Here is a 25,801-nt window from a genome sequence, read left to right as displayed (position 1 = left end):
TGTACAAATTATTTTAATATTTGATTAACCAAATAGCATTATGTTAATAAAAAAGAAAATATTTTTTCTTCAATATAAAGGTAACAATTCTTGACACTAAGTGATATAAGTTAAAGAAAGCTTAAAGACATGGCAATTTCGCAACATTTAAATAAAATCAGGAAACATGTTTTGACCACTCCTATAGTAATTTAGCATTGTAGAAAAGCCCCAAATTTTTACCAAAAACTTACGTAGAAAAGTAATAACGTAAAAATTAAAAAAATGAAAACATTTTATTCATTCACCGCAATTTTAAGTTTGAGTTTTTTTGTATTTTCTTTTAGCAAAATTGAAAAAAGTAATCTAACATATACAAAAGCTTCAAATCATTTAACCGTTTACCATAATCAAAATGATGTAAACGAAATTTCGAACGATTTCTTTAAAAGATATTCAGATTTGAAAAGATACAAATCAGATGTAATGTCATTGTACAAAACCAGAACTCTTGGCACAATTTGGTTTGACGAAAACGAAATCAACGAATTTGGCTCTGCTTTGTACGAAAAAGCAAAAAAAACAAATGATTTAATTATTCCTTATCAAAAAGAAATAGACCAATTGTTTAGTTCTTCATCAGACAAAAGTACAATTTCTCAAACTGATGCAGATATGCTTTTGAGCTCATTATATGTAGTATACGCTAAAAAAAGTAATGCCGATAAGAAAAAGCTAGCTTATGATGCTATGCTAAAAGATTTCTTAAACTACAGCACATTAGAAGAGGAAGAAAAAACAGCAGTTGCCACAAATGAAAAAGTAGAATTTGACCAGTATTACAAATTGCAAGATGTTCTGAAAAAATACAAAAGATTAGAAAAATCTAGCAAATACAAACCTATTGTTCCGGCAGAGTCTCCTTATAAAGAGTTACGTCCCGATGCAGTTTCTAGCACCATTTCGCAAGTTAGAACTCGTTTGTATTTATTAGGAGATTTAAAAACAGATTCTAAAAGTGATGTTTACGATCGTGAATTGATGGATGCCGTAATGAAATATAAAGTTCGTAACGGATTTAAACCCAATTATATTCTGGCTGAAGAGCATATTAACGAAATGAATATTCCGCTTGAAGATAAAGTTTCGACTTTAAAACTTAACATGGAAAGATGCCGTGAGATTTCGGCTCAAATTGCTGCCAGTGATGAGTATGTTTTGGTCAATGTTCCTTCTTATGAATTGTTTTATGTTAAGAACGGAAAAGTTGTACTGACTTCGAGTGTTTTTGTTGGAGCTCCTCTTACCAAAACAACCATTTTTAATGGAGAAATTGACCGAATCGTTTTTAGCCCTTACTGGACAGTTCCTCAAAGTATTGTTCAAAATGAGTTGAGATCTAAAATTGCTGCAGACCCTAATTATCTTGCAGAGAAAAATATGGAAATGGTTAATGGTCAAGTACGACAAAAACCGGGTCCAGACAATTCTTTAGGATTGGTAAAATTTATGTTTCCGAATCCAGATGATATCTACATGCACGATACGCCATCTAAAACTCTGTTCGATTTTGAAAAAAGAACTTTTAGCCACGGATGTATTAATGTAAAAATGGCAAAAGAATTGGCTGTTGCCATGCTGAAAGATTATCCAGAATGGGATCAGGCAAAAATTGACAAAGCGATGGCGGGTAAAGTAGAAAACAGTTTTAAACTGTCTAAAAAAGTACCAATTTTCATTACTTATTTTACTTCGTTGGTAAATGAAAACGGAGAAATTGGTTTCTTTCAAGATGTTTACGAAAAAGATGCGGAATTGAATAATCAATTGTCTCTTAATTAAATAATCAATTCTGTCTTACTTCAAATTAATGTAAAACAACATACATAAAAGAATAATCGGGAATTCATTCAGTTGAATTTCCGATTTTTTTTATTTAAAAATGTCTTAAGTTATTAGTTTTAAAACTTTTAAGGACTTTTATATTTTTATTTCTGTCGCAACTTTGCATCGTAATACTACCACTAACATCAAATTAAAAACAATAGATCATGAAAACAGAAAATATTGAAGGTTTATCATTGTTTGAAATAAATTTATTGATACAACAAGGCGGAAGATTTGTAATGTTTCCAAATCTGATGACAAAACTTAAAGACTACACTATTTATTTTATTCGTCCTGACGAAAAAACAATTAAATACGCATTAAAACATTTCTTTAAAAATATAGCGCTTGGCTGGCGCGCACTTCTGTTAAGGCCATCTTACATTTCAAAGTCTTTATTCTATTTGACATTTGGCGGCAAAGATTGCACGCAGCATATTTTAGCCAATTTAAAGCAGATTAATCCAGTCAACAACCCGAATTTATACTGTTTACAGTACGTTTAAACACCTTTTTTGTCCCTTAAACTAATTGTACAATTTGAATTAAAAAGCATCAGAGTAACGGGAAAGCCTACATCCTGAAAACAAATTGCTTCTAATGCTTATTTATCTTAGTGCAAAATTTAAAATCATCTTATTTTATAAGGTGATTTTTTTTTGTCTTATTCTATTATTTTTAAAGCCTTTTGAGACTGGTATGATTATCCGTTAAAGAGAGATTTGCAAATCTTTTTTTAATAGAAAATCAACAATGAAAAAATACATTTTAATTTCTAATATTATTATCTCAATTCTCCTTATTTCCTGTAATAATTTCAAATCAGAAAACCAAATTACTTCCAACGGTATCAACAAACCTAAGCCGCCAAAGACCGTAGGTCCTCCACGTATATTATTTATTGGAAATAGTCATATCGAATATTTTGTAAGCACTCCCACTTTATTTCAGGAATTATGTAATGCCAATAATCAAAATATAAATATTCAGCAGCTGATCACAATAGGTGTTCCGCTCAATAAAGTTTATTTCACTAATAAAACAGAGGCCGACCAAAACTTTTCCAATATAGATAAGGATGGAAACTATTATGATTATGTTATAATTCAAGAATCGACACCAATTGCACTGACAAATCTTTCTAAGTATAGAGACAATTTGAAATTGTTTGCAGAAAAAATACATAAAAACAGCCCAGATGCAGCCATTTATGTCTATCAAAATATGTCTCCCTTATCTTATGCAAACTCAGAATACAATAATTATTATACGGAATTACGTAAAAATGCCATTCTAGCTGCAGCTTTTATTAAAAATGTAGGCGTATTAAGAGTTGGTGATGCTGTTAAAGATGCATATGAAGGCAAAAGCGGTTATAAGTATCTAACAAATAATAAAGACCATCTTCGTGATGGCAAAAATACCCTTCATTTTATAAATGATGGAGGTTTTTTACAAGCCGTTTTAATATATTCTACCTTATTTGATAAAATGCCCATTATCCCTAAAAAGCTTATTTTAAGCACAGGAACTGGAGATAATGATAATATGAGAAAGCAGGAAGTTACCAAAGCAATTACCAACCCCAAAGCTCTAGAGGAAATTGCTTTTAGTAATAGATAAATAATCTGGAATCTATTTATTTATTTTACACCAACATTATTAATCTAACCCAATTTAATGTCTTAAACTAACACTTTTAAAACTTATCAAGGCTCTAATTGTTGCCGATTAAAATGAGATTTGCCGAAATTTTTTTATCAAAAAAATAGGAACCTTTTTAATTAAAATTACAATGAAAAAACACTTTTTAGTATTTGGTATTGTTGCAATCCTTTTTTCAGCTTGCAATAACAAATCGACTTCTACCGAAAATTCGACAGCAACTTCAGAGAAAATGGCACATCCTAAAGCTCCAAAAGCAGAAGGAAGCCCAAGAATATTATTCATCGGAAACAGCCATACCGAATTTTTTGTAAGCGCTCCTATTCTATTTGGAGAAATTTGCAAAGCTAACAGCCGGCCAATGAACATTGATCAATTGGTTACTATGGGAGTTTCTATTGATAAAATTTATGACGATCATAAAACAGAAGCAGAACAAAATTTTGCAAAAGCAGACAAAGATGGTAATTACTATGATTATGTAGTTCTTCAAGAATCTACTCCTGTGGCTTTGGCAGAACTGGATAAATATCAGGCGAATGTAAAAATGATCACAGATAAAATACGTAAAAACAGTCCTGACGCAGCATTTTATATCTACGAAGGAATGTCTCCACTACCTATTACAGATTCAGAATACAAAGATTATTTCGACGAAATTCGTAAAAATGCAATTGCTGTTTTGGAAACTACAAAAAACTCAGGTTTGCTAAGAGTTGGTGATGCAGTCAATGATGCCTATAATGGAAAAAATGATTATAAGTATTTGGTTGGAAATAAAGACAATCTACGTTTTGGTGAAAATACATTACACCTTTTGAATGATGGAGGATTTATGCAAGCTGTATTGCTTTATGCAACAATTTTTGATAAAAAACCTTCAATTCCTAAGGAGCTTACCTTAAGTACAGGAACTGGAGATAATGACGACATGAAAAAACAAGAAGTAAGTAAAGCTATCAGCAATGTAAAAGCTTTAGAAGAAATTGCTTTTAGTAATAGATAAGTTTCTAAATAATCCTATTCAAAAAATCATCTTATAAAATCTATAAGATGATTTTTTTTTATTTAATACGGAACACTGAAAACCAACAAAATTAATTCTTACTTTAGCTCTTACAATTAATTAAAAACCAACATTATGGATGATTCAAACGAGTTAGTACAAAAGCAGAGCTGGCTAAACAGAAATTGGAAATGGTTTATTCCAAGCGGATGTTTAACGCTTTTGCTATTAGCAGCTTTATTTGTTGGAGGAATTTTCTATGAAGTAACTTCAGTTCTTAAAGATTCTGAAGCTTATAAAGAATCTATGATTGCGGTAGAGAATAACAAACTCGTAGTTGAAAAACTAGGATCTCCTGTAGAAACAGACGGAATTGTTTCTGGAACTGTAACTTCACATAATGATGTAAGAACTTGCGATGTACAAGTCCCAATAAAAGGCCCTAAAGGCAAAGGAACTTTGTTTATCGTTGGCGAAAAAAGAGGCACGTGGAAATACAGTGAAATGTCGGTTTATATTGAAAATACAAATGAAAAAATTGATTTATTACAGAAGTAAAAATCTGGACCAAATAAAATTTATAACATGAAATGCTTCTTAAGCCTGTTCTTAGGACTTTTTTTGTATGTTTCATCTTTTGCACAATCTACCGATAATTATAGAATCTACGTCAACCAAATAAAACAATTCTCAAAACCTGCAAAAATATTAAGTAAGAATGTTGACGCAAATGGAGACGGCTACGTTGAATTTTCAAATACCAAAAACCAGATACTCCGTTTCCGGTTGCATAATAATAAACTTCAGCAAGGATCTTGCAGTATCGCTTTTGAAATATACTATTATGAAAACAATTTTCTAAAAAGAATTGAATCGTTTGACAAAAATGGAAATTTAATTGGATGTCCTTTAAAACTAAACGGAGAAGCCGTCACAGAATATACAATTGAAAAACCTGATTTGTATCTGAAAAAGAAAAAACTAATTGATGATGCCGAGGGCAATATCAGTATGAAAGATGACTCTAGTGAAAAAATTATTCGTGTTAGGTACTTTGGCGCGAATAACATACCAATAGTACAGCCTAAACCTACATACATTTCGAGTAAAACCTATTGGGAATTTAATATTCGAATGTCTTGGCCGTAATTTTGAGACGTTACTTTCACTTATGTTAAGTTTGCAACAAAATGTTACTTTGCTTTAAATAAAATTGTGGCGTTGTTTTTGAATAAGTAGTATTTTTGAAACTTAAATAAAACCCCATAATGAAAAAGATTTTACTATTAGCCGTTACATTTTCGCTTACTTCTTGCGCACAGGTACAACAAACATTAAATCAGTTACCTCAAATAGCATCTCAGATTCCTGGAAATGGCACTGTTGATATTGCTTCAGGTTTAAAAGAAGCGCTAAATAAAGGAATTACACAACAAGTGAGTAAATTAACCGCAGTAGATGGTTTTTATAAAAACGAAGCTGTAAAAATTTTAATGCCCGAAGAATTACAAAAAGTAGATGCAACTCTGCGCAAAGTAGGTTTAAGCTCTCTTGCAGATGAAGGTATCAAAATGCTGAACCGCGCTGCAGAAGATGCCGTAAAAGAAGCAACCCCAATTTTTGTTACAGCAGTAAAAAATATGACTTTTACAGATGCTAAAAACATTCTTTTAGGAAGCGACAACGCGGCAACAAATTATTTGCAAGGAAGCACAACAACTGCTTTATATGCCAAATTTAATCCTGTAATTAAAAACTCTTTCGAAAAAGTGGGTGCAGATGCGGTTTGGAAAAATATTATTACGAAATACAACACTATTCCGTTAGTAAAAAAAGTAAATCCAGATTTAACGGATTACACGACAAATCAAGCTTTGTCTGGCGTTTTTAAAATGATTGCTGTAGAAGAAAAAGAAATAAGAAACGATATTTCTGCAAGAACAACACCTTTATTACAAAAGGTTTTTGCTCTGCAAGATGGAAAATAGTTTTTTTTCTGTTTAAATGTTTAATCGTTTATTCGTGTAATCGAAAAACGGTTAAACAATTTAACCATTAACCGATTAAACCAAAAGACCAAAATGCAAAAAATTACCATACTCATTCATTGCAAAGATCAAAAAGGAATTATCGCTGCCGTGACTACTTTTATTGCTAAAGTAGAAGGAAACATTACCTACATTGACCAACATGTTGATGTAGAACAAAATGTATTTTTTATGCGTTTAGAATGTGAATTTACCAATCAAAGCAGTAATATTGAAGACATAAAAGAAAAATTCAGCAAGACCATAGCTGCCGACTTTAATATGTCTTGGGATTTGTACAATCAGGAGCAAAAACCTAAAATGGCGTTATTTGTTTCTAAATACGATCATTGCTTGTTTGACATTTTGGGTCGTTATAGCGCTGATGAATTAGGTGTTGAAATCCCTATGATTATTAGCAATCATAACGATTTACGTTCGATTGCAGAGCGTTTTGATATTCCTTTTCACTATGTTCCTTTCACAAAAGAGAACAAAGAAGAAGGAGAAGCAAGACAAATAGAACTTTTGAAAAGATATCAAATCAATTTTATTGTTTTGGCGCGTTACATGCAAATCGTGACTCCAAAATTGATCTCGCTTTACGAAAATAAAATCATCAATATCCACCATTCGTTTTTACCTGCTTTTCCAGGTGCAAAACCGTATCATTCGGCTTTTAAACGCGGTGTAAAAATTATTGGTGCAACAAGCCATTATGTAACAGAAGAATTAGATGAGGGCCCAATCATTGAACAGGATATTGCAAGAGTTTCTCATATTCACTCTGTAGAAGATTTTATCATGAAAGGACGTGATTTGGAACGCATCGTTTTGGCAAGAGCAATTAAACTACATGCTGAAAGAAAAACAATGGTTTATAGCAATAAGACGGTGGTATTTTCTTAAGGTTCAAAGGAACAGAGATTCTTCTTTAGCTAAAAAGACTTCGGCTTCGCTCAGTCTGATAATAACAATATAAAAATAACAAACCCGACAAGTTTTAAACTTGTCGGGTTTTCTTTTATAATCCAGTTCAAAAACCTTTGCCTCTCTGAACCTTTGTCACTTTGAACCTAAAAAAACTTATCTCGCTTTAATCGCCAATCTAGGATCATCAAAGGCATTTACTTCATCCATTGTCATTCCTAAAGCGTTTGCTACACCTGCACCATAAGCTGGATCGGCTTGATAACAATTTCTAATATGACGCACTTGAATAAATTTCTGCGCTCCTCCTACTTGACCCGCTGTATTTTTAAACAAAAGTTGTTTTTTCTCTTCTGTCAGCAAGTTGAATAAAAGTCCTGGCTGCGTAAAATAATCGCTATCGTCTTCTCTAAAATTATGTGCATAAGCATCTCCATAAATGGCCAATGGCGGTTCTTTTACTTCTGGCTGGTCCTGCCATTCGCCAAAACTATTTGGTTCGTAATGTTTTCTTCCACCGTAATTTCCATCCACACGCATTGCTCCGTCTCTGTGGAAACTGTTATACGGACATCTTGAAGCGTTTACCGGAATCTGATAATTGTTTACTCCTAAACGGTAACGGTGTGCATCTCCGTAAGAGAATAAACGACCTTGAAGCATTTTATCTGGAGAAAAACCAATTCCTGGCACTACATGAGCAGGATTAAATGCTGCCTGTTCTACTTCTGCAAAATAATTTTCTGGATTTTTATTCAATTCGAATTCTCCAACTGGAATTAACGGAAAATCTCCTTTTAACCAAACTTTAGTCAAATCGAATGGATGAAAACGATACGTTCTCGCCTGTTCTTCTGACATAATCTGAACAAACATTTTCCATTTAGGAAAATTACCTTCTTCAATTGCATTAAACAAATCTCTTTGATGGCTTTCTCTGTCTCCGCCCACCAATTTAGCAGCTTCTTCATCAGAGAGATTTTCGATTCCCTGTTGCGAAACTAAATGGAATTTTACCCAATGCCTTTCGTTTTGTGCATTGATGAAACTAAAAGTATGGCTTCCAAAACCGTGCATTTCTCTATACGATCTCGGAATTCCACGGTCACTCATTACGATCGTAACTTGGTGAAGAGCCTCTGGCAATAAAGTCCAAAAATCCCAATTGTTATCAGCACTTCTTAAATTGGTTTTTGGATCACGTTTTACAGCATGGTTCAAGTCAGGAAATTTCATTGGATCACGGAAGAAGAAAACTGGCGTATTATTTCCTACCAAATCCCAATTTCCTTCGTTTGTGTAAAATTTCATGGCAAAACCACGAATGTCTCTTTCGGCGTCAGCAGCGCCTCTTTCTCCTGCAACAGTCGAAAATCGCACAAACATTTCTGTCTTTTTACCAATTTCAGAAAACAAGTCTGCTTTTGAGTACTTGGTAATATCGTGCGTAACAGTAAAAGTTCCGTAAGCCCCAGATCCTTTGGCATGCATTCTTCTTTCGGGAATCACTTCTCTATCAAAATGAGCCATTTTTTCTAAGAACCAAAAATCTTGTAATAAAACGGGTCCGCGAGGGCCAGCTGTTTGAATGTTTTGATTGTCTGGAACGGGTGTTCCTGTTGCAGTTGTTAATTTTTTGTTTGATTCCATATTGCTGATTTTTAATGTTTTATCAAATATACAAACTTATCTTTAGCATATTCATAAGCAAAATTGATTGTTATTATATTTTAATAAGTAAATATTATTTAACAGTGCAGAAAGCTCAAAACAGTGGTTTGACAAATCTTAACGTATGGTCAACAAAGTAATAACAAAACCTTAACAGCATAAGATTGATATATGTCGGACATTTGTAATGTAATAAACTGGTTATTTATTATTTTGGTTTTGGTTAGTTAAATGATGCCGGCGTCTTCGAGATGCCGGCATTCTTTTTTTGTATCAATTCGGTTTATTTTGTTTCCAATTTAAGGTTTCAGGTGGCTTTACTTTGCGTTTAGTTTTCTGCAAAAAGCGCAAGTTTTTTAAAAAACACATTTCTTAAAATGTGACATTAACTTATATCCAACAAAGTAATAACAAGATCTTAACAGCATAAGATTGATATATGTCGGACATTTGTAATGTAATAAACTGGTTATTTATTATTTTGGTTTTGGTTAGTTAAATAATGCCGGCGTCTTCGAGATGTCGGCATTCTTTATTTGTATCAACTTGGTTTATTTTGTTTCCAAGTTTCAAGTTTCAAGTTTCAAGTTGCTTTACTTTGAACATAATTCTGCCGCAAAGAGCGCTAAGTTTTTTAATTAAGAGGTTTTGTATAAAACGTAAAATTCGCAAAGCTTTGTTTAAAAAACTTTGCGAACTTCATATAATTCCCTGTTTTCTTAGCGGTTAAACTTTCAACAACTTGAAACTTGAAACCTGAAACCTGAAACAAAAAAACTAACTCTTTAATCTTTCGTGTAGTACTTTAAAATACGTGAAAGCCTTCAATAATCTGCTGCCATGCCAAGAAAACATTTCGCCATCAACGAAAATGGTTTTGGCATGATGTGTAAACCTTCCTATTTCGAAAGCATCTTCTTCTTTAAAAGGATAAGGCTCTGACGAAAGAAAAACAATATCAGGATCACCTTCTAAACGCATCTTCTTTAATTCGATTTCGGGATAACGGCCTTTGTCTTCGTAGATATTTTTAAAATGATTTAATTTTAGCAACTCATTTATGTACGTATCTTTTCCTGCCACCATGTATGGATTCTTCCAAATAAAATAGGCCGCTTTTTTTTCTTTTATATCCTTAATATAATTTTTAAAATCGCTTAAAGCGAAAGCCAATTTGTCGTTCCATTTCTGCGCTTCGGTTCTGCAATTGAATAACTGCCCGAAATCTGAAATCATCTGGAAATTATCTTCGATAGTAATAATATTGGTAACCCAAACTGGACAAATTGCACTTAACTGTTCTACAATCTCAAGTGTATTTTCTTCTTTATTGCAGATAATAATATCTGGCTCTAAAAGTTTTATTTTCTCGAAGTGAATTTTCTTAGTACCTCCAACAATCTTTTTAGTCGATTTAAAGTGAAACGGATGAACACAAAACTTCGTTATTCCGATAATTTTCTCTTCTAAACCTAAATCATACAATAATTCGGTTTGCGATGGAACTAGCGAAATGATACGTTTGGGAGCAGTTTCAAAAGAATGAACAGTGCCCAGCTGGTCTATTATTTGTTTCATATTTCAAATCTTTTTTGTTTCAAGTTTGTTGGAGTGTTTTTTTCAACCACAAAGTTCGCAAAGATTTACGCTAAGAACACAAAGTTATTTCCTTGTGAATCTTGTAAAACCTTGCGAACTTTGCCGTTAAATTATATTCAAAGTAAAGCAAATTGAAACTTTAAACCTGAAACTTTAAACCAATAATCTCCGCCATTTCCTTCTGTACTTTCAAAGCCTCTTCTCTAGCCTTTTCAGCAAAATCGGTTCCTTTTGAAGCATAGATAATAGCTCTTGCAGAATTTACCAAAAGACCAACTTTATCATTCATTCCATATTTACATACTTCAGATAAGCTTCCGCCTTGAGCACCAATTCCTGGAACTAGTAAGAAACTATCCGGAACAATTTTTCTGATTTCAGTAAAATATTCTGCTTTTGTTGCACCGACAACATACATCAGATTTTCGCTGTTTTTCCAAGTTTTAGAAGTTTCTAGAACTTGTTTGTACAATTCTTTTCCATTGGTATTTAAAGTCTGGAAATCGAAAGCGCCTTCATTAGAAGTTAAAGCCAACATAATAGTATGTTTATTTTCGAATGCCAGAAAAGGCTCTACAGAATCTTTTCCCATATATGGGGCAACGGTTACACTATCAAAATTCAGATCTTCAAAAAAAGCCTTCGCATACATGCTAGAAGTGTTCCCTATGTCTCCACGTTTTGCATCTGCAATCGTAAAAATATCAGGATAATTTTCGTTGATATAATTGATTGTTTTCTGCAAAGACATCCATCCTTTTATTCCGTATGCTTCAAAAAAAGCAGTGTTAGGTTTGTATCCAACCGTCAGATCGTGCGTTGAATCGATTATCGCTTTATTAAATTCAAAAATAGGATCTTCTGTTTCTAATAAATGCTGCGGAATTTTAGTCAAATCAGGATCTAAACCAACGCATAAAAATGATTTTTTTTGAAGAATTTGTTCGTGTAGTTGTTGTGTTGTCATATTGTATTTTTAGTTCTTCTATTTCAAAGAATTAATTCTTTTTAAAAAGTATGCAAAAATAAAAAAAGCCACTCAATTAAGAATGGCTTTTTACTTTTATATTATGCAGTGCTTACAAATTGCCTAAATAAACAATTTCAGTTCTTCTGTTTTCTGCTCTTCCTGCAGCTGTTTTATTTGATTTTACCGGTTTTGTCGAACCGTAACCTTTAGAAGTTAAATTCTCTGGATTTACTCCTTTTTCGATTAAAAGATCCATCACTACTTTTGCTCTAGCTTCAGATAATTTTTGATTTGCTTTTGCATTTCCAACATTATCTGTATGTCCGTTAATAGCAAATTTGGCATTTGGATAATTTCTTAAGATTTCTTTTATCGCATCTAATCTTCCAGAAGTTTCTCCTTTTTTAGCGTCGTTTAAAGTTGCTTTTCCAGTAGTAAAGAAAATAGATCTTGCTTCTACTTTAAGCTGTGCCAAAGTTTCTTTAGTCACTTTTGGACAACCTTTATTATCTGCTGGACCTGCAACTGTTGGACAAGCATCATCTTTATCCAAAACGCCATCCTTATCTGCATCTAATTCTGGACAGCCTTTATTTTCTGCCGAACCTGCTTCATTTGGACATGCATCATCTTTATCTAAAATTCCATCTCCATCAGTGTCTGGCCATGGACATCCTTTATTTTCTACAGGACCAGCAATTGTAGGACACGCATCTACATTATCCAATAAAGTGTCTCCGTCACTATCTTTCCAAGGACAACCTTTATTTTCTTTTGGTCCAGCCACATCTAAACAAGCATCATCTTTATCAAAAACACCATCTTTATCTGTATCTGGCCAAGGGCAACCACCATTCTCAGCTGGACCAGCAACTTTTCTACAAGCATCTTCTTTATCAATTACACCGTCTCCGTCTGTATCTTTAAATTGTTTTTCGTAAACTGGAATCTTCATTCCTAAGTGAAAATCGGCTCCTTTAGAATTTTTAGACGCTAAATTTGTCAAAATAGACCCAGAACCAATAAAGAAAACTCCAGCACGCAAACCTGCTCCGGCCTGCATACCGCTATATTCCATATAAGTCATTGGCAAATAAAAACTAAACCATCTGCTTTCGTAACGTGGTGTCAGTGTAACTCGATCTGCAATTCCGTAACCATTCAGTTTACTGCTAGAAACCAGATTAATGTCTCCATTAAGGTTCAAATAGAATTTATTGTACATATTCCAATCTGCATCTGCTCGAATAGCAGTTGGCAAATTAGTTTTTACTCCTTTTGAAGTCGAAGTTTTGGTATAATGCTCATTTAAGAAATCATACAAATCTGATGCTTCATCGATCATCTCTTGTGTAATAACTCCATTTACATTATAAGTGTCAACTTTTGAGTTTTTATAATTGATAGATCCGATATCTGTTACCGATAAACCGAAACGTAATTTGTATTTATTTAAATCTCTAAAATTATTATCTGCTGGTTTTGCTCTCTTGAGATCATATTTATCAAAATCAGGTCTCCATTCGTAAACCAATCCAAAGTCAAAACCAAATCCGCGTGACTTTGAATCAAATTCGTAATCATCATTGGCTTCCCAGTCTTGACTTCCTCCTACGGTAACTTCACCATTTGAAATTAAAGAACCTTCTTTGGGATCTGCCGAGTTTTCAATATAAGCAACATTCACATTTTTTCCGTGAACATAGCCATTCACACCACCTTGAAGATATTTAGCAGTAAGACCTCCTTTTAAAAAGTGCTGCTCTTTTTGAAATAAAACTGCAGCATATGAAATTCCAAGTTCGCCCCAAGAATGAGAGGCTGCATTTGGACTTCCTAAATTATAATTGAAACTATCCGACTGATCTAATCCGTCTTTTACCTGATCTATAAGATACCCGTTAATTTTTCTAATATTAGAAACAGATCTTGCTCTTGTAAAAACAGCCAAAGAATGTTTTGGCGCAATATTAAACATAAAAGAGGGTCCCATAATATCAAAATTCGCCAATCCGTTGTTGGCATTTTTTGCAGAAACTTTTGACTGGCTTTCAAAATCATATCCGTCTTTGTAAACATCAAATAGTTTAACACCATATAAGTCATTTTCTACAGCACCACTAATTGAAAATAAATTAATGTCTGTTTTAAAACGGGAATCTACAATAGAAGCTGGATTGAACAAAACACTTTGAACTCCCGAATAATTGTCATGAAAATAACCTAAATAGGATTGTGATTTTGCGGTAAAAGAAATAATTAAAAAAAATAAAATTGGTAATTGTTTTCTCATTAAATTTAGTTTTAGATGGGCGCAAAACTACAATAATTAAAACCTAAAAGGGTTAAAAAAACATTGAATTCATGTAATTTCTTTGATGAATTATATAAGAAAAAATGAGGTGGTAAAAGTATCTTTGAGAATAACCTAATATACAGATAATTATGAGCCCAAATATTGGAATTACAGCAAAAAATTTAAAAAAGAGTGCGTCTATTTTAGCAACAATTTTATCAAACGAGATGACATTATATGTAAAAACCAGAAAATTTCACTGGAATATTTCGGGAAATAGCTTCATGGAATTGCATAAATTGTTTGAAGAACAATATAGAATTCTGGAAGCAAATATTGATGAAGTTGCAGAACGCATTAATCAGTTGGGCGAAAAAACAATCGGGACAATGAAAGAGTTTATAGATAATTCTACTCTGAAAGAATCTCCAAAAGAATATGCTTCTCAAAAAAGCATGCTGTCTGAACTTTTAGAAAATCACGAACAGCTAGTAACCGAATTTAGAGATTACATTCCGGTTTTTGAGAACGAAACCAATGATATAGGTTCTGCCGATTTTGTAACAGGATTATTGCAACAACACGAAAAAATGGCGTGGATTCTGAGACGATATCAGGAGTAACCCAGACCAAAAAATGAAAATTATGCAACAGTCAGAAAAATAAATGTAACACAAAGCCGACTCATAATTTGCAATTTTACAATACAATAATATATAAAAAGAGATATCATGAATACTACTGAAATAAAAGGAAACTGGAATGAGCTGAAAGGTAAACTAAAACAAAAGTTTGCAACTCTAACAGATGATGATTTGATGTTCGCTGAAGGAAAAGAAGACGAAATGTACGGAAGACTTCAGCAAAAACTGGGAAAAACAAAAGAAGAATTTCATCAGATCCTGTCAGAATTGTAAATCCTTGCAACTCAATCAGGGAAATACCGTCTAGTAAGAAAATATTAGACGGTATTTTTTTGAAAAATTTATTTTAAAATCACATTTTCGTGTAATTCTATACCATTTAAAAGCAAAAACACCAAAAAAAATAAGTATCTTTAACCAAATTTCTATAAAATGAAACTATTTATAAAGTTCGACATTAACACTATTTGCTCTCTTTATTTAAAACAGAATCTGGAACAAAACAACATAAATTTTACAACTCTAGGTTTTGGTGAAATTGAGATTGAAGACAATCTTGATGCCGAAGCATTGGATAATTTAAAAACTAAATTGGCTCCGTGTGGCTTTGAAGTAGTTGAGAATCAAAAAAGTGTATTAGTCCAAAAAATAAAAGATGCAATTATCGAACTTGTTTTTATGGATGACAATAATAATTATAAAAGTTCTGTATTTTTGGCAGAAAAATTAAACCACAGTTACGGTTATTTATCTAATGTTTTCTCAGAAGTAACATATTCTTCTATTGAAAACTTTATTATTTTACAGAAAATTGAAAGAGCAAAACAGTTGATTATTATCAACGAAATGAGTTTGACCGAAATTGCTTTTTTACTCAACTATTCGAGTGTAGCGCATTTGAGTACGCAGTTTAAAAATACAACCGGAATTACTCCGTCTGCTTTTCAGAGAATTATTAAGAAACGAAGAGAAAATTTAAAATAAAAACCCAAATACCACATTAAAATGCAAAAAAACGCATTACACATTTTATTGGCCGATGATGATGAAGATGACCGTCTTTTCTTTAAAGATGCATTTGAAGAAATAAAGATACAAACGAATGTAAATTTTGTTCATGACGGGATGCAGCTTATGGATCATTTAATGAATACAGACAATAAACTTCCAGATATTTTGTTTCTAGATTTAAACATGCCTAAGAAAACAGGTAAAGAATGTTTGATTGAAATCAAAAAAACGGATCATTTAAAAGATATAATCATTGCGATATATTCTACTTCTTCTTCAGAAGAAGATATTGAAGATACCTTTATTCAAGGCGCCAATATTTACATCAAAAAGCCTAGCGATTTCAATACGCTGAAAAAAATAATTAATGAAGTCGTGACTGTAAACTGGCATTATCATACTTCTGGTTTAAACCGTGATAATTTCTTGCTTCGACTAAAATAAAAGCATTCCAATAATGAAGTGGATACCAAATTTTAATTCTTCAAACTCTTTGAGAGTTATTTTTGTAATCGCAGTTTTCATTCTGTTATTTCTTTCTTCAATTGCTTACAAACATAATCAGGACTTGAATGAATCAAGCAAACTGGTTATGCATACTTACGAAATCAACATTCAGCTCGAACGATTAATGTCGGCTATAAAAGATGCAGAGACGGGCCAGCGAGGGTACATTATCACTCGCAATGCCCGTTTTTTGACTCCTTACATTTATTCCCGAGACAAGGTAAACACTTCTTTTATTACCTTAAAAAAACTCACTGCCGATAATCCGATACAGCAGGAAAATCTCCAAAAACTTTTCAAACTCATTACCCAGCGTTTTGTTTCTTTTGAAAATTGCTTAAAATACAGCGATCCGAAAACATACGATAAAAGAAAATTGGACAATCATATGTTTGGCGGGAGAATCCTTATGGAAAATATTCGTTTTAAGGTAGATGAAATGAACGACATCGAGAAGGATTTCTTAAAGAAAAGACTTAAAATTTACGATTCGGAGATTTCTTTAAGTCCGCTGTTTTCTATTTCCTTATTTTTAGTTGCTTTGAGCTTTATTTTATTGGCTTATCGTCAAATTAGCCGTGATTTTGAACGATTGAAAGTATTCAATAAAAAACTTCTTATTTCTACTGGTTTAATTTCTGAGTCCGAAAACATTGGTAAATTCAGCACTTGGCAATGGGATCTGGATTCTGATAAAATAGATTTTTCAGACAACCAGTTTCGATTATTAGGCCTTGAGCCAAAATCTTTTGCTCCCAACAAAGCAACACTTTTAAAATATGTTCATCCAGATGATAAAGAATCTGTAGCAAAAGCTATTGACGGAATTATAGAGAAGAAACATCTTCCGTTTGTATATTACAAAATTATACGTCCAGATTTTGAAGTTCGTTACTTTAAAACGACGGGTAAATTAGTAACCGATCAGCAAGGAAGTAAAATTTTGCTCGGAATTAACTTTGACATTACAGACGAGCATCTTCTTAATATCGAATTGCAGGAACGAAATAAAGAATTGGAAAAAAGCAATAAAGAACTGGCTTCTTTTAACCATGTCGCTAGTCACGATTTACAAGAACCGCTTCGAAAAATACAAACCTTTATTTCAAGAGTTTCGAATGCCGACAAAGAAGTTATGTCTGAAAGCGGTAAAAATTACATCACCAAAATAGAAAGCTCGGCAAAAAGAATGCGTGTTTTAATAGACGATCTTCTTTTATTCTCTAGAACGAATACAACCAAAAAGGAATTCATTAAAATGAATCTGAATGAACTTCTGGACAATGCCGAATCTGAACTGGCTGAAACTATTGAAGAGAAGAAAGCCGTTATTCAGCGTATTGGCAAGCTTCCGAAACTTGCGGTAATTCCGTATCAGATCGAACAGCTGTTTATCAATTTAATTGGAAATTCATTAAAATATAGTCAGCCCGATGTTGAACCTGAAATTTCCATTTCGAGCGAAAAAGTAAGTTCTTCAGAATATCCAGAAATATTAGAACAGTCGGTAAAGAAATTTCATAAAATCACTTTTACGGATAACGGAATGGGATTTGATCCTCAGTTTAAAGAAACCATTTTTATTCTTTTTCAGCGTCTTCATTCTAAAACAGATTATCCAGGAACCGGAATCGGATTAGCGATCTGCAAGAAGATTGTCGAGAACCATAAAGGACATATTATAGCAGATAGTACTTTAGGCAAAGGCTCGACTTTTACGGTCTTTCTACCAGATTAAAATTTTATTTCTATTTGTAAGAAAAAAAATCTTCTACATTATATCAAAAAACAGAAAAAGAAATTATAGAAAAATCTATAATTTCTTTTTTTTTACACCAAACCCAAACTTCACAATCCATTGATTTTAAAAGGATAAACCCTTAAAATAAATCTGTTATGGGAATTATATAACGTTTCTTTTTTATGCTGTAAAGCAAAATCTTTCATTCATTAGCATCTTTGTAATGTAATACTTTAAGAAGTAATAATGAAAGCAATTCCCCCCATGAAGGCGGCATATTTTAGAGTCTTTTTCTTAATCTTATTGGTACTATGCATCACATCTTGCAGAAAAATTAATCCGATTGAAAATACTTTAAAGAATCAAGCTTTTGCAAAAAATGAAAGAGAAGAAACAGAAGTTTACTTTTTTATTTCAACGGCGAATATTAGCAAATCTATTATTTCGAAAAGTCAAATTGCACAACAAAAAAGTTCAGATGTTATTGTTCAGGAATTAAGTAAAAGAATTGAAGTCCAGGAGAATCAATTGCTGGATCAAATTGCCAAAATGGCCACATCAAAGCTCATTGTTATTACTGAAATAAACGCCACGCACAAACGAGACCTGTACAACCTCATCGATGCCAGCAATAAGGATTTTAATAACATTTATTTAAACGCCATGACAGAAGCTATATGCGACCAGATTGAGTTATTTGAGAACATCTCTAGAGAAACAAATGACAAACAAATTTTGGAACTGGTTCTTAGATTTTTGCCCGAACAATATAAACTCTTACGAGAGACTGAAAGAATAAAAAAACAAAATGAATAAACGCCTATTATCTATCTATTAACTAAATTTTTTACTATGAAATTACAAGCCAATTTTTTATGCGCCTTAACACTTTTTTTATCAGCATCATTTGGAATGCTGCACGCTCAGGACAATAATGTAAATACCGAATTCGGTGTAAAGGGAGGATTCAATATGTCTAACTTATATGGCAGCGGAGACGATGTAGATGATAACAATATCCTATACGGATTTAATGCCGGGGTTTATGCTACTCTTCCTATTTCAGACTTCGTAGCGATTCAGCCAGAGATTTTGTTTACAACAAAAGGTTCAGAGTTAGAATACAACAATGCTTTAGCATCTGGAAATGCAAAATTTAGATTGAACTACATAGAAGTGCCACTTTTGGTTAGAGTAAATGTTACTAAAAATTTCAACATTCATGCCGGTGGTTACGCATCTTATTTGGTAAGTTCTAAAGTAAGCGGAGATGGAAGTTTTGATTTTGACCAAGACATTGATACAGATGATCTAGCCAAATTTGATGCAGGTCTTTCTGCTGGTGTTGGAGTCGATTTTAACCCATTCAGCATTGGATTACGTTACAATTACGGTTTAACTACTGTGGGTAAAGAAAGAACGGTTGCAGGAACTACTTACACGTTTCCTGATGCAAAAAACAGCAACCTGACTTTATATCTTTCTTATAAGTTAAATTAAAGGAAAAACTAATTATTAACCATTAAAATAAAAAACCATGTCAAACTTATTATATACACTGGCTGTCATTCTGGTGATACTTTGGGCTCTTGGGTTCTTTGTTTACAGTTTTGGAAGCATAATTCATATTCTGTTAGTAATTGCCATTATTGCCGTATTGCTTCGACTAATTAAAGGTCGAGAAATTTAAAAATCACAATTTATTAAATCAACAAATTATTAAATATTAATCCATTAAATTATTTATTATGAAAACTAGTAGCACAATTTTAGGAATTTTAGGAGCCGCAGCGGCGGGAGCATTCATAGGTGTTTTATTTGCACCAGACAAAGGATCAAACACAAGAAAAAAAATCAAAGATAAATCAAAAGATTACGGTGATAATCTAAAAACAAAATTTGATGGCATTGTAAACACGATTACTTCAAACGGTAAAGAAATTATCGAAGAAGGAAAATCTAAACTTAACCAAGTTAAAGAAGATTACAACACGCTAAAAGATGATGTTAAAACAGTAAAATCAAACTATTAATAAGTAGAATTAATTAGTGAAATTTTCAAACCATAAAACCCTATATCATGGAACCAAATGCAACAACAAACGAGAATTTAAATCTTTATGAAAAAGCAGAAAACTATGCTAAAACAAGTTTAGAATTACTTAAACTAAAAACAGTATGTTCTGTTGCTGATGGTGCTTCATCATTGGCTTCAAAGATAGCAATTGGAATTGTTGTTGCATTTTTTACTTTGTTCCTGAATATCGGGATTAGTTTATGGATTGGTAAAGAACTTGGAGAGTATTACTATGGCTTTTTTATCATGGCGCTATTTTATCTTATTTTGGTAATTGTGGTTGTAAAATCACATCATAAACTGATAAAAACTCCTATTGGAAATACGATTATATCCAGTATTCTAAAAGAAACAAAAAACTGATTTAATTACCTTAAAAAACCGAAAAAACTATGGAGGCTATTTACACTATTGATCAGTTAAATCAAAAAATTGAGGAATTGGAAGTTCGCCAGGATAAAGAATGGTGCGCTATAAAAGACCAAATCGATGAGATTAAGGATAATTTAAAGCCTATTAATCTAATTCGAAACACAGTGGAAGAAATCAACGAAACGGTTGGTTTTAAAAGCCACATCGCTCAATCTGCCATCAGTATCGGAATTGGTTATTTAGCCAAAAGATTTATTGTAGGTAAAGGCGACTCGATGTTTAAAGGTGTTTTAGGCTCTATTGTTCAGCTTATTGTAACCAATCTGGTTTCCAAACCTCATCATGAATCTTCTGAATCTGAAGAAGAAGAAGAAGAATCATCACACTACGAATCATCTAGAGAGTAATTTGTCTAACTTAATTTAAATTATTATGGAAAAGTTTAGCGAAATAATGATAAAAAATGGCGTTTACGTTTACTCGAATCTATATAAATGTTTAGAATATACGAGAGTATTTTTAGGCGTCTAGCTCCATCATACGTGTTTGGGGAAACGGTTGATGGGGCGAAGACCTTCAATATATATTTTTTTAAGATACTAAGTTGCTAAGATTCTAAGGTTCTAAGTTTTATATTTCGGGTTTTTAATCTAGCTTACTAATCTTAAATAAAAAAAAACAGCATCTACTTTGTAGATGCTGTTTTTTTATGTTTTCAAACTTCATAAACTAAGAAACTCAAAACCTTAGCATCTTAGTATCTTAGTATCTCAGAATCTTAGGTTCTGAGATTCTAAGATTTTTTTTGCACAAAAAAAGCCGAACTTTGTTCGGCTTTAAAATATATTTTAAGTTCCAAGAGAAAAAAAACTTAGAACCTTAGCATCTTAGTATCTCAGCACCTTAAAAGTTTACGATTAGTAAACTTCAGAAGCTTCCTTCAATTTCTCCATATTGTTAACCAACTGAAGTTCCGAAACGATTTTCTGAATATCACCATTCATGATATTTCCTAGATCGTAAAGCGTTAAACCAATTCTGTGATCGGTTACACGGCCTTGTGCATAGTTGTACGTACGGATTTTTGCCGAACGGTCTCCAGAACTTACCTGAGAACTACGTTTTTTAGCATCTTCCTCCTGCTTTTTGGCCAATTCCATTTCGTACAAACGAGAACGTAAAACCATCAAAGCTTTATCTTTATTCTTGTGCTGCGATTTCTCATCCTGACATTGCGCTACCAATCCTGTTGGAATGTGCGTTAAACGTACAGCCGATTTCGTAGTATTTACCGATTGTCCTCCAGGTCCAGACGAACAGAAGAAATCTACACGAACATCGTTCATATCTACCTGAACATCAAACTCCTCTGCTTCTGGCAAAACCATAACCGTTGCAGCCGATGTATGCACACGTCCTTGAGTTTCTGTCTGAGGAACACGCTGTACACGGTGAACACCAGCTTCAAACTTCAAAGTTCCGTATACATCTTCTCCAGTAACCTCAAAAATAACCTCTTTGAAACCTCCAGAAGTACCCTCGTTCATATCTACAACAGATGACCTCCATCCCATAGATTCGCAATATTTCGTGTACATTCTGAATAAGTCACCTGCAAAAATACTCGCTTCGTCTCCACCCGTTCCGGCGCGGATCTCCACCATAACGTTTTTCGCATCTTCAGGATCTTTAGGAATAAGCATAAATTTGATTTCCTCCTCCAATTCTGGCAGACGTTCTTTTGCTTCATCCAATTGCATTTTGGCCATTTCCACCATTTCAGCATCGCTTCCGTCCGCAATAATTTCGTTTGCTTCGTCAATATTTGCTAAAACTATGATGTACTCTTCTCTCTTTTCAACCAGCGCTTTAATACCCTTATATTCTTGGTTAAGCTGCTTATAACGTTTTTGATCAGAAATAACATCCGGCTGAATAATCAAATCCGAAATCTCATCGAAACGCTGCTTTACATATTGAAGTCTATCTAACATTTTCTAATTCCTTTTATTGGACGGCAAAATTACAAAATTTTTATCGAAAATTCTAGTGTTCATTTTTTGGGGAATTTGAGGAGGAATTTGATGTTTTTTGTTTTTGAAAAACAGGGGTTTTTACTTGGTGGTGGATTTAAATTAAATCAGATGTTTGTTTTTATCAATTTACTTTACAAGATACTTGCATGAGAAGCAACAATCATAAATTTAGCTTTTTCATTTATGGTTTTCCGTAAAGAAATTAAGTCACAAGTAGTTATGTTTGAAACATTAAAAATTGTAATATGGATATTCCTCATCATTTAATTGAACAAATAAAACTTGGGAATACTGTACTTTTTTTAGGTGCAGGTGCAAGTTTTGGAACAAAAAATCAAAAAAACGATACTATGCCTTTGGCTTCAGAGTTATCAGTATTATTGTCTAAAAAATTTTTAGGAGACATTACAGGTGATTTAGCATATACCTCAATGCTAAGCATTTCTGAAAGTTCTTTATATGATGTACAATTATATGTTGCACAAACAATTTCAGAATTTAAACCGTTACCTCATCATTTAAAAATTCCAGAATTTAAATGGAAAGCTATTTTTACAACAAATTACGATTCTATTATTGAATCTTCATATCAACAATGCAAGAAACCCTTACAAGTTCTCAAACCAATTTCAAAAAATACACCGAGAACACAAGTTTTCACTTCTGATGATATCCTACCTTACTATAAACTACATGGATGTATTAATGATATAGCAGATAATCAAGCTCCGCTAATTTTGACACTAGATCAATTTGCGAATTACGAAAGCAAACGTGAGAATCTTTTTCGGGAATTACAAGAATTAATGATTAATTACACTTTCATATTTGTTGGCTTTGCAATGCAAGATTCAGACATTAGGTCAATTCTGAATAAACTTGACGAAAACCATTCAAGTCGAGTTCGATCCTATATTGTCAGACCAAATGTTAACGAACCTGAAGAAAGATTTTGGGAAGGAAAAAAAATATCTTGTCTAAAAATGACTTTTGCAGAGTTTATCGAAAAAATAAATAATGCTATTGACATAAAAACAAGGATATTATCAGAAATTAGAGTTGCAAATGACTTACCTATTTATGATAAATTTGTTTCTTCTATACAAGATTTATCTCCAACTGAGCATTTTTTAGAATTTATCGAACATAAAATTGATTATGTCCATCTGTCAATAAGTGCTCCTAATATGGATCCAAAAGAATTTTATAAAGGAAATTTCACAAATTGGGATCCAATTTTAAAAAATCTTGATATTCAAAGAGATATTAAAGATGGCCTTTTATTTGAAATTTTCTCAAAAAATGACGTTGATGATGAAGACCAGTATTTATATTTAATTAAAGGAAATGCAGGAAGTGGTAAAAGTGTTTTACTTAAAAGGCTAGCATATGATGGTGCAACAATACTTGAAAAATTTTGTATATTTTTAAAGAGTGACACGTTAAGTTTCCAAGACATATATGAATTAAATAAATATGTAAATGAAAGGATATACTTGTTCATTGACAATATTGCTGCTCTGGAAGATGATGTTATTTACATTTTAAAGAAAGCAAAAAAAGAAAAAATTAAACTTACCATTATTGGATCTGAAAGATTGAATGTTTGGAATACTGAATGCAATGATCTTTCAACTTACCTGTCACAATCATATCAAATACAATATTTATCAGATAAAGAAATCAATGACTTAGTAAATTTACTTGACAGACATCAAGCGCTTTACAATTTAAAAAATAGTAGTCATGAGGAAAGAATTCAAGCATTTTCAAAAAAGGCAGGAAGAGAACTATTAGTTGCATTATATGAAGCTACAAATGGAAAACCATTTGAAGAAATAATATTTGATGAGTATAACTCAATTAACAACATTAAAGCACAGTCACTCTATTTAACAATTTCAATATTTCACAAAATTGGAACTTATGCACGTGCAGGATTTATATCTCGTGTTCATAACATCCCTTTTGAAGAATTCAAAAATGAACTATTTAAACCACTAGAACATATAGTGTTCGACAAAAGAGACTACACAATAAACGATTATGTATATCTTACTAGAAATAGAATGATTGCAGAAATTATCTTTGAAAAAGTACTTTTAAGTCCACAAGATAGATTTGATGAATATGTACGTATTATAAATAATCTAAATATCGATTATCAAAGTGATAGAAAAGCATTCTTAGAAGTTGTTAATGCTCGAAAGTTAATTGAAATATTTCCAGATCCTCAAATGATCAGAAGACTTTATGTCTTAGCGGAAACAGTTAGTAAAGATGATCCTAAATTATTTCAACAACAAGCTATTTTTGAAATGGTTAGTTCGGGAGGAAGTATGATAAGTGCTGAAAAACACCTAAAAGAAGCTAATGATTTATCAGAGGATGATCCACTAATTTTGCACACTTATGCCGAGCTTCTTTTAAGAAAAGCAGAAAATACTGCTCTTGCTCCTGAATTTTTTTCACATATTGGAAAAGTCATCGACATCTGTAATCGAATAATTAAAGCAAAACCTACTAATTCACATCCCTACCATACTATACTTAAGGCAAATATTTTAAAACTAAAAAAGATACTTGATATTAATGATGTTCCTGCAATAGAAAGGGCTTTAAAAGATACAGAAAAAGCATTTTCAATTGCAAAGCAATTTTTATCCAATGATCCTTTTATTTTAGAGATCGAATCCTCTTTCAATGAAATTCTCGAAAAAAATACAGCTGCTAAACAATTATTAGAAAAAGCTTTTAATGCAAATAAATCAAGTCCTTATATTGCTTTAAGACTATCTAATTTTTATGATAAAGAAGGTGAAAATAGTCAGGCTGTTGAAGTTGTAAAGCAGGCTCTTGAATTAAATCCAAGCGAAAAAGATTTAAATTTTCGTTATGCAATGCTTCTCGACAAAAGTGACAATCCCTCTTATTCTGATATCAGTTATTATTTAAAAAGATCTTTCACTAAAGGCGATAGCAGATTTCAAGCACAATTATATTATGCACGCTCATTATTTCTTTTAAATAATATGGACTATAAAGATTGCTTTTTAAGTCTAGCAAAAGCTAATGTTTCTCCTGAGATCAAAAACTATATATCAGGTGTAATATATAAAAATGGACAAAAGGAAAAATTCTTTGGAGCAATAAATTCCGAGGAGCTCAGTTATGGATATATAAAAAGAGATTTAATTTCAGATACAATTTATTTTTACAAATTTCAACAAAATTATAAATTAGGAAATTTAAAACGAGGTACAAGAGTATCCTTTTATATTGGTTTTAATTATAAAGGACCAATAGCTTTTGATTTAAAAATAATTTAAAATATATACTCAACAAAGCATTCTAGAAAAACGCAAAGTGTCTTTCCTGACTTT

General features: G+C 32.3%; 25 protein-coding genes. 20 read left to right on the top strand and 5 right to left on the bottom strand.

The features are described 5' to 3' along the window. Nucleotides 1-264: 264 nt before the first annotated feature. The 8 genes from M0M44_RS13060 to purU all read left to right on the top strand — a co-directional run bounded on the left by M0M44_RS13060 (nt 265) and on the right by purU (nt 7,473). Nucleotides 265-1,821 (top strand): L,D-transpeptidase family protein, encoded by a 1,557-nt coding sequence (locus M0M44_RS13060; RefSeq protein WP_248726041.1) that lies wholly within the window; start codon nt 265-267, stop codon nt 1,819-1,821. A gap of 209 nt (nt 1,822-2,030) precedes the next feature. After that, nucleotides 2,031-2,372 carry a hypothetical protein gene (locus M0M44_RS13055; RefSeq protein ID WP_248726040.1) on the top strand — a complete coding sequence of 114 codons (342 nt, stop codon included), beginning with the start codon at nt 2,031-2,033 and terminating at the stop codon, nt 2,370-2,372. Between the two features lie 247 nt (nt 2,373-2,619). After that, on the top strand, nt 2,620-3,489 hold the full coding sequence (locus M0M44_RS13050; RefSeq protein ID WP_248726039.1) for a hypothetical protein: 870 nt from the start codon (nt 2,620-2,622) through the stop codon (nt 3,487-3,489). 172 nt (nt 3,490-3,661) lie between these two features. After that, the gene (locus M0M44_RS13045; RefSeq protein ID WP_248726038.1) at nt 3,662-4,537 is read left to right on the top strand and encodes an SGNH/GDSL hydrolase family protein; all 876 of its coding nucleotides are present in this window, start codon (nt 3,662-3,664) and stop codon (nt 4,535-4,537) included. A 135-nt stretch (nt 4,538-4,672) separates the two neighbouring features. After that, nucleotides 4,673-5,095: a cytochrome c oxidase assembly factor Coa1 family protein gene (locus M0M44_RS13040; protein ID WP_248726037.1), complete on the top strand. Its 423-nt coding sequence runs from the start codon at nt 4,673-4,675 to the stop codon at nt 5,093-5,095. Nucleotides 5,096-5,122: 27 nt separating this feature from the next. Continuing rightward, nucleotides 5,123-5,686, top strand: coding sequence for a hypothetical protein (locus tag M0M44_RS13035; RefSeq protein WP_248726036.1), 564 nt, complete (start codon nt 5,123-5,125; stop codon nt 5,684-5,686). Nucleotides 5,687-5,805: 119 nt separating this feature from the next. Further along, nucleotides 5,806-6,525: a DUF4197 domain-containing protein gene (locus tag M0M44_RS13030; protein WP_248726035.1), complete on the top strand. Its 720-nt coding sequence runs from the start codon at nt 5,806-5,808 to the stop codon at nt 6,523-6,525. Nucleotides 6,526-6,618: 93 nt separating this feature from the next. Beyond that, nucleotides 6,619-7,473: a formyltetrahydrofolate deformylase gene (gene purU / locus M0M44_RS13025; protein WP_248726034.1), complete on the top strand. Its 855-nt coding sequence runs from the start codon at nt 6,619-6,621 to the stop codon at nt 7,471-7,473. A 177-nt stretch (nt 7,474-7,650) separates the two neighbouring features. On the opposite strand, the gene M0M44_RS13020 is transcribed toward purU, so the two are convergent. From M0M44_RS13020 to M0M44_RS13005, 4 genes are all read right to left on the bottom strand, one after another. Further along, nucleotides 7,651-9,144: a catalase gene (locus tag M0M44_RS13020; RefSeq protein WP_248726033.1), complete on the bottom strand. Its 1,494-nt coding sequence runs from the start codon at nt 9,142-9,144 to the stop codon at nt 7,651-7,653. 798 nt (nt 9,145-9,942) lie between these two features. Next, nucleotides 9,943-10,743 (bottom strand): ABC transporter substrate-binding protein, encoded by an 801-nt coding sequence (locus M0M44_RS13015; protein ID WP_248726032.1) that lies wholly within the window; start codon nt 10,741-10,743, stop codon nt 9,943-9,945. A gap of 160 nt (nt 10,744-10,903) precedes the next feature. Next, nucleotides 10,904-11,731, bottom strand: coding sequence for an orotidine-5'-phosphate decarboxylase (gene pyrF, locus M0M44_RS13010; protein WP_248726031.1), 828 nt, complete (start codon nt 11,729-11,731; stop codon nt 10,904-10,906). 112 nt (nt 11,732-11,843) lie between these two features. Then, a complete protein-coding gene (locus M0M44_RS13005) occupies nt 11,844-14,027 on the bottom strand; it encodes an OmpA family protein (protein ID WP_248726030.1) in 2,184 nt (727 codons plus the stop codon). Between the two features lie 152 nt (nt 14,028-14,179). Here M0M44_RS13005 and M0M44_RS13000 point away from each other — a divergent pair, with 152 nt between their 5' ends. The 11 genes from M0M44_RS13000 (at nt 14,180) to M0M44_RS12950 (ending at nt 20,789) form a co-directional block, all read left to right on the top strand. Beyond that, nucleotides 14,180-14,653, top strand: a complete 474-nt coding sequence (locus tag M0M44_RS13000) for a Dps family protein (protein ID WP_248726029.1) — start codon at nt 14,180-14,182, stop codon at nt 14,651-14,653. Nucleotides 14,654-14,761: 108 nt separating this feature from the next. Further along, entirely contained in the window at nt 14,762-14,947 is a 186-nt protein-coding gene (locus M0M44_RS12995) for a CsbD family protein (RefSeq protein ID WP_095929846.1), read from the top strand. Between the two features lie 159 nt (nt 14,948-15,106). Beyond that, complete coding sequence (locus M0M44_RS12990; RefSeq protein ID WP_095929845.1) at nt 15,107-15,658, top strand: helix-turn-helix domain-containing protein; 552 nt, start codon at nt 15,107-15,109, stop codon at nt 15,656-15,658. Nucleotides 15,659-15,679: 21 nt separating this feature from the next. Further along, entirely contained in the window at nt 15,680-16,129 is a 450-nt protein-coding gene (locus tag M0M44_RS12985) for a response regulator (protein ID WP_198856940.1), read from the top strand. 13 nt (nt 16,130-16,142) lie between these two features. After that, nucleotides 16,143-17,930 (top strand): sensor histidine kinase, encoded by a 1,788-nt coding sequence (locus tag M0M44_RS12980; protein WP_248726028.1) that lies wholly within the window; start codon nt 16,143-16,145, stop codon nt 17,928-17,930. 249 nt (nt 17,931-18,179) lie between these two features. Continuing rightward, entirely contained in the window at nt 18,180-18,749 is a 570-nt protein-coding gene (locus tag M0M44_RS12975; protein WP_248726027.1) for a DUF4142 domain-containing protein, read from the top strand. A 36-nt stretch (nt 18,750-18,785) separates the two neighbouring features. Further along, nucleotides 18,786-19,433: a porin family protein gene (locus M0M44_RS12970; protein WP_248726026.1), complete on the top strand. Its 648-nt coding sequence runs from the start codon at nt 18,786-18,788 to the stop codon at nt 19,431-19,433. A gap of 37 nt (nt 19,434-19,470) precedes the next feature. Next, entirely contained in the window at nt 19,471-19,623 is a 153-nt protein-coding gene (locus M0M44_RS12965) for a lmo0937 family membrane protein (protein WP_141248143.1), read from the top strand. Between the two features lie 58 nt (nt 19,624-19,681). After that, nucleotides 19,682-19,966, top strand: a complete 285-nt coding sequence (locus tag M0M44_RS12960; RefSeq protein ID WP_198856936.1) for a YtxH domain-containing protein — start codon at nt 19,682-19,684, stop codon at nt 19,964-19,966. A 47-nt stretch (nt 19,967-20,013) separates the two neighbouring features. Then, nucleotides 20,014-20,373, top strand: coding sequence for a hypothetical protein (locus M0M44_RS12955; RefSeq protein WP_008462338.1), 360 nt, complete (start codon nt 20,014-20,016; stop codon nt 20,371-20,373). Nucleotides 20,374-20,402: 29 nt separating this feature from the next. Then, nucleotides 20,403-20,789 (top strand): hypothetical protein, encoded by a 387-nt coding sequence (locus tag M0M44_RS12950; RefSeq protein ID WP_248726025.1) that lies wholly within the window; start codon nt 20,403-20,405, stop codon nt 20,787-20,789. A 510-nt stretch (nt 20,790-21,299) separates the two neighbouring features. Here the strand turns inward: M0M44_RS12950 and prfA are convergent. Beyond that, the gene (gene prfA, locus M0M44_RS12945) at nt 21,300-22,376 is read right to left on the bottom strand and encodes a peptide chain release factor 1 (RefSeq protein WP_119789747.1); all 1,077 of its coding nucleotides are present in this window, start codon (nt 22,374-22,376) and stop codon (nt 21,300-21,302) included. 287 nt (nt 22,377-22,663) lie between these two features. Between prfA and M0M44_RS12940 the strand changes: the two genes are divergently transcribed. After that, complete coding sequence (locus M0M44_RS12940; RefSeq protein ID WP_248726024.1) at nt 22,664-25,747, top strand: SIR2 family protein; 3,084 nt, start codon at nt 22,664-22,666, stop codon at nt 25,745-25,747. Nucleotides 25,748-25,801: the final 54 nt, after the last annotated feature.

Origin of the sequence: Flavobacterium humidisoli (genome assembly GCF_023272795.1) — a bacterium.
Classification (GTDB): Bacteria; Bacteroidota; Bacteroidia; order Flavobacteriales; family Flavobacteriaceae; genus Flavobacterium; species Flavobacterium humidisoli.
Note: the sequence above shows the minus strand (reverse complement) of the source record. Positions and strands in the feature narration are given on the sequence as shown.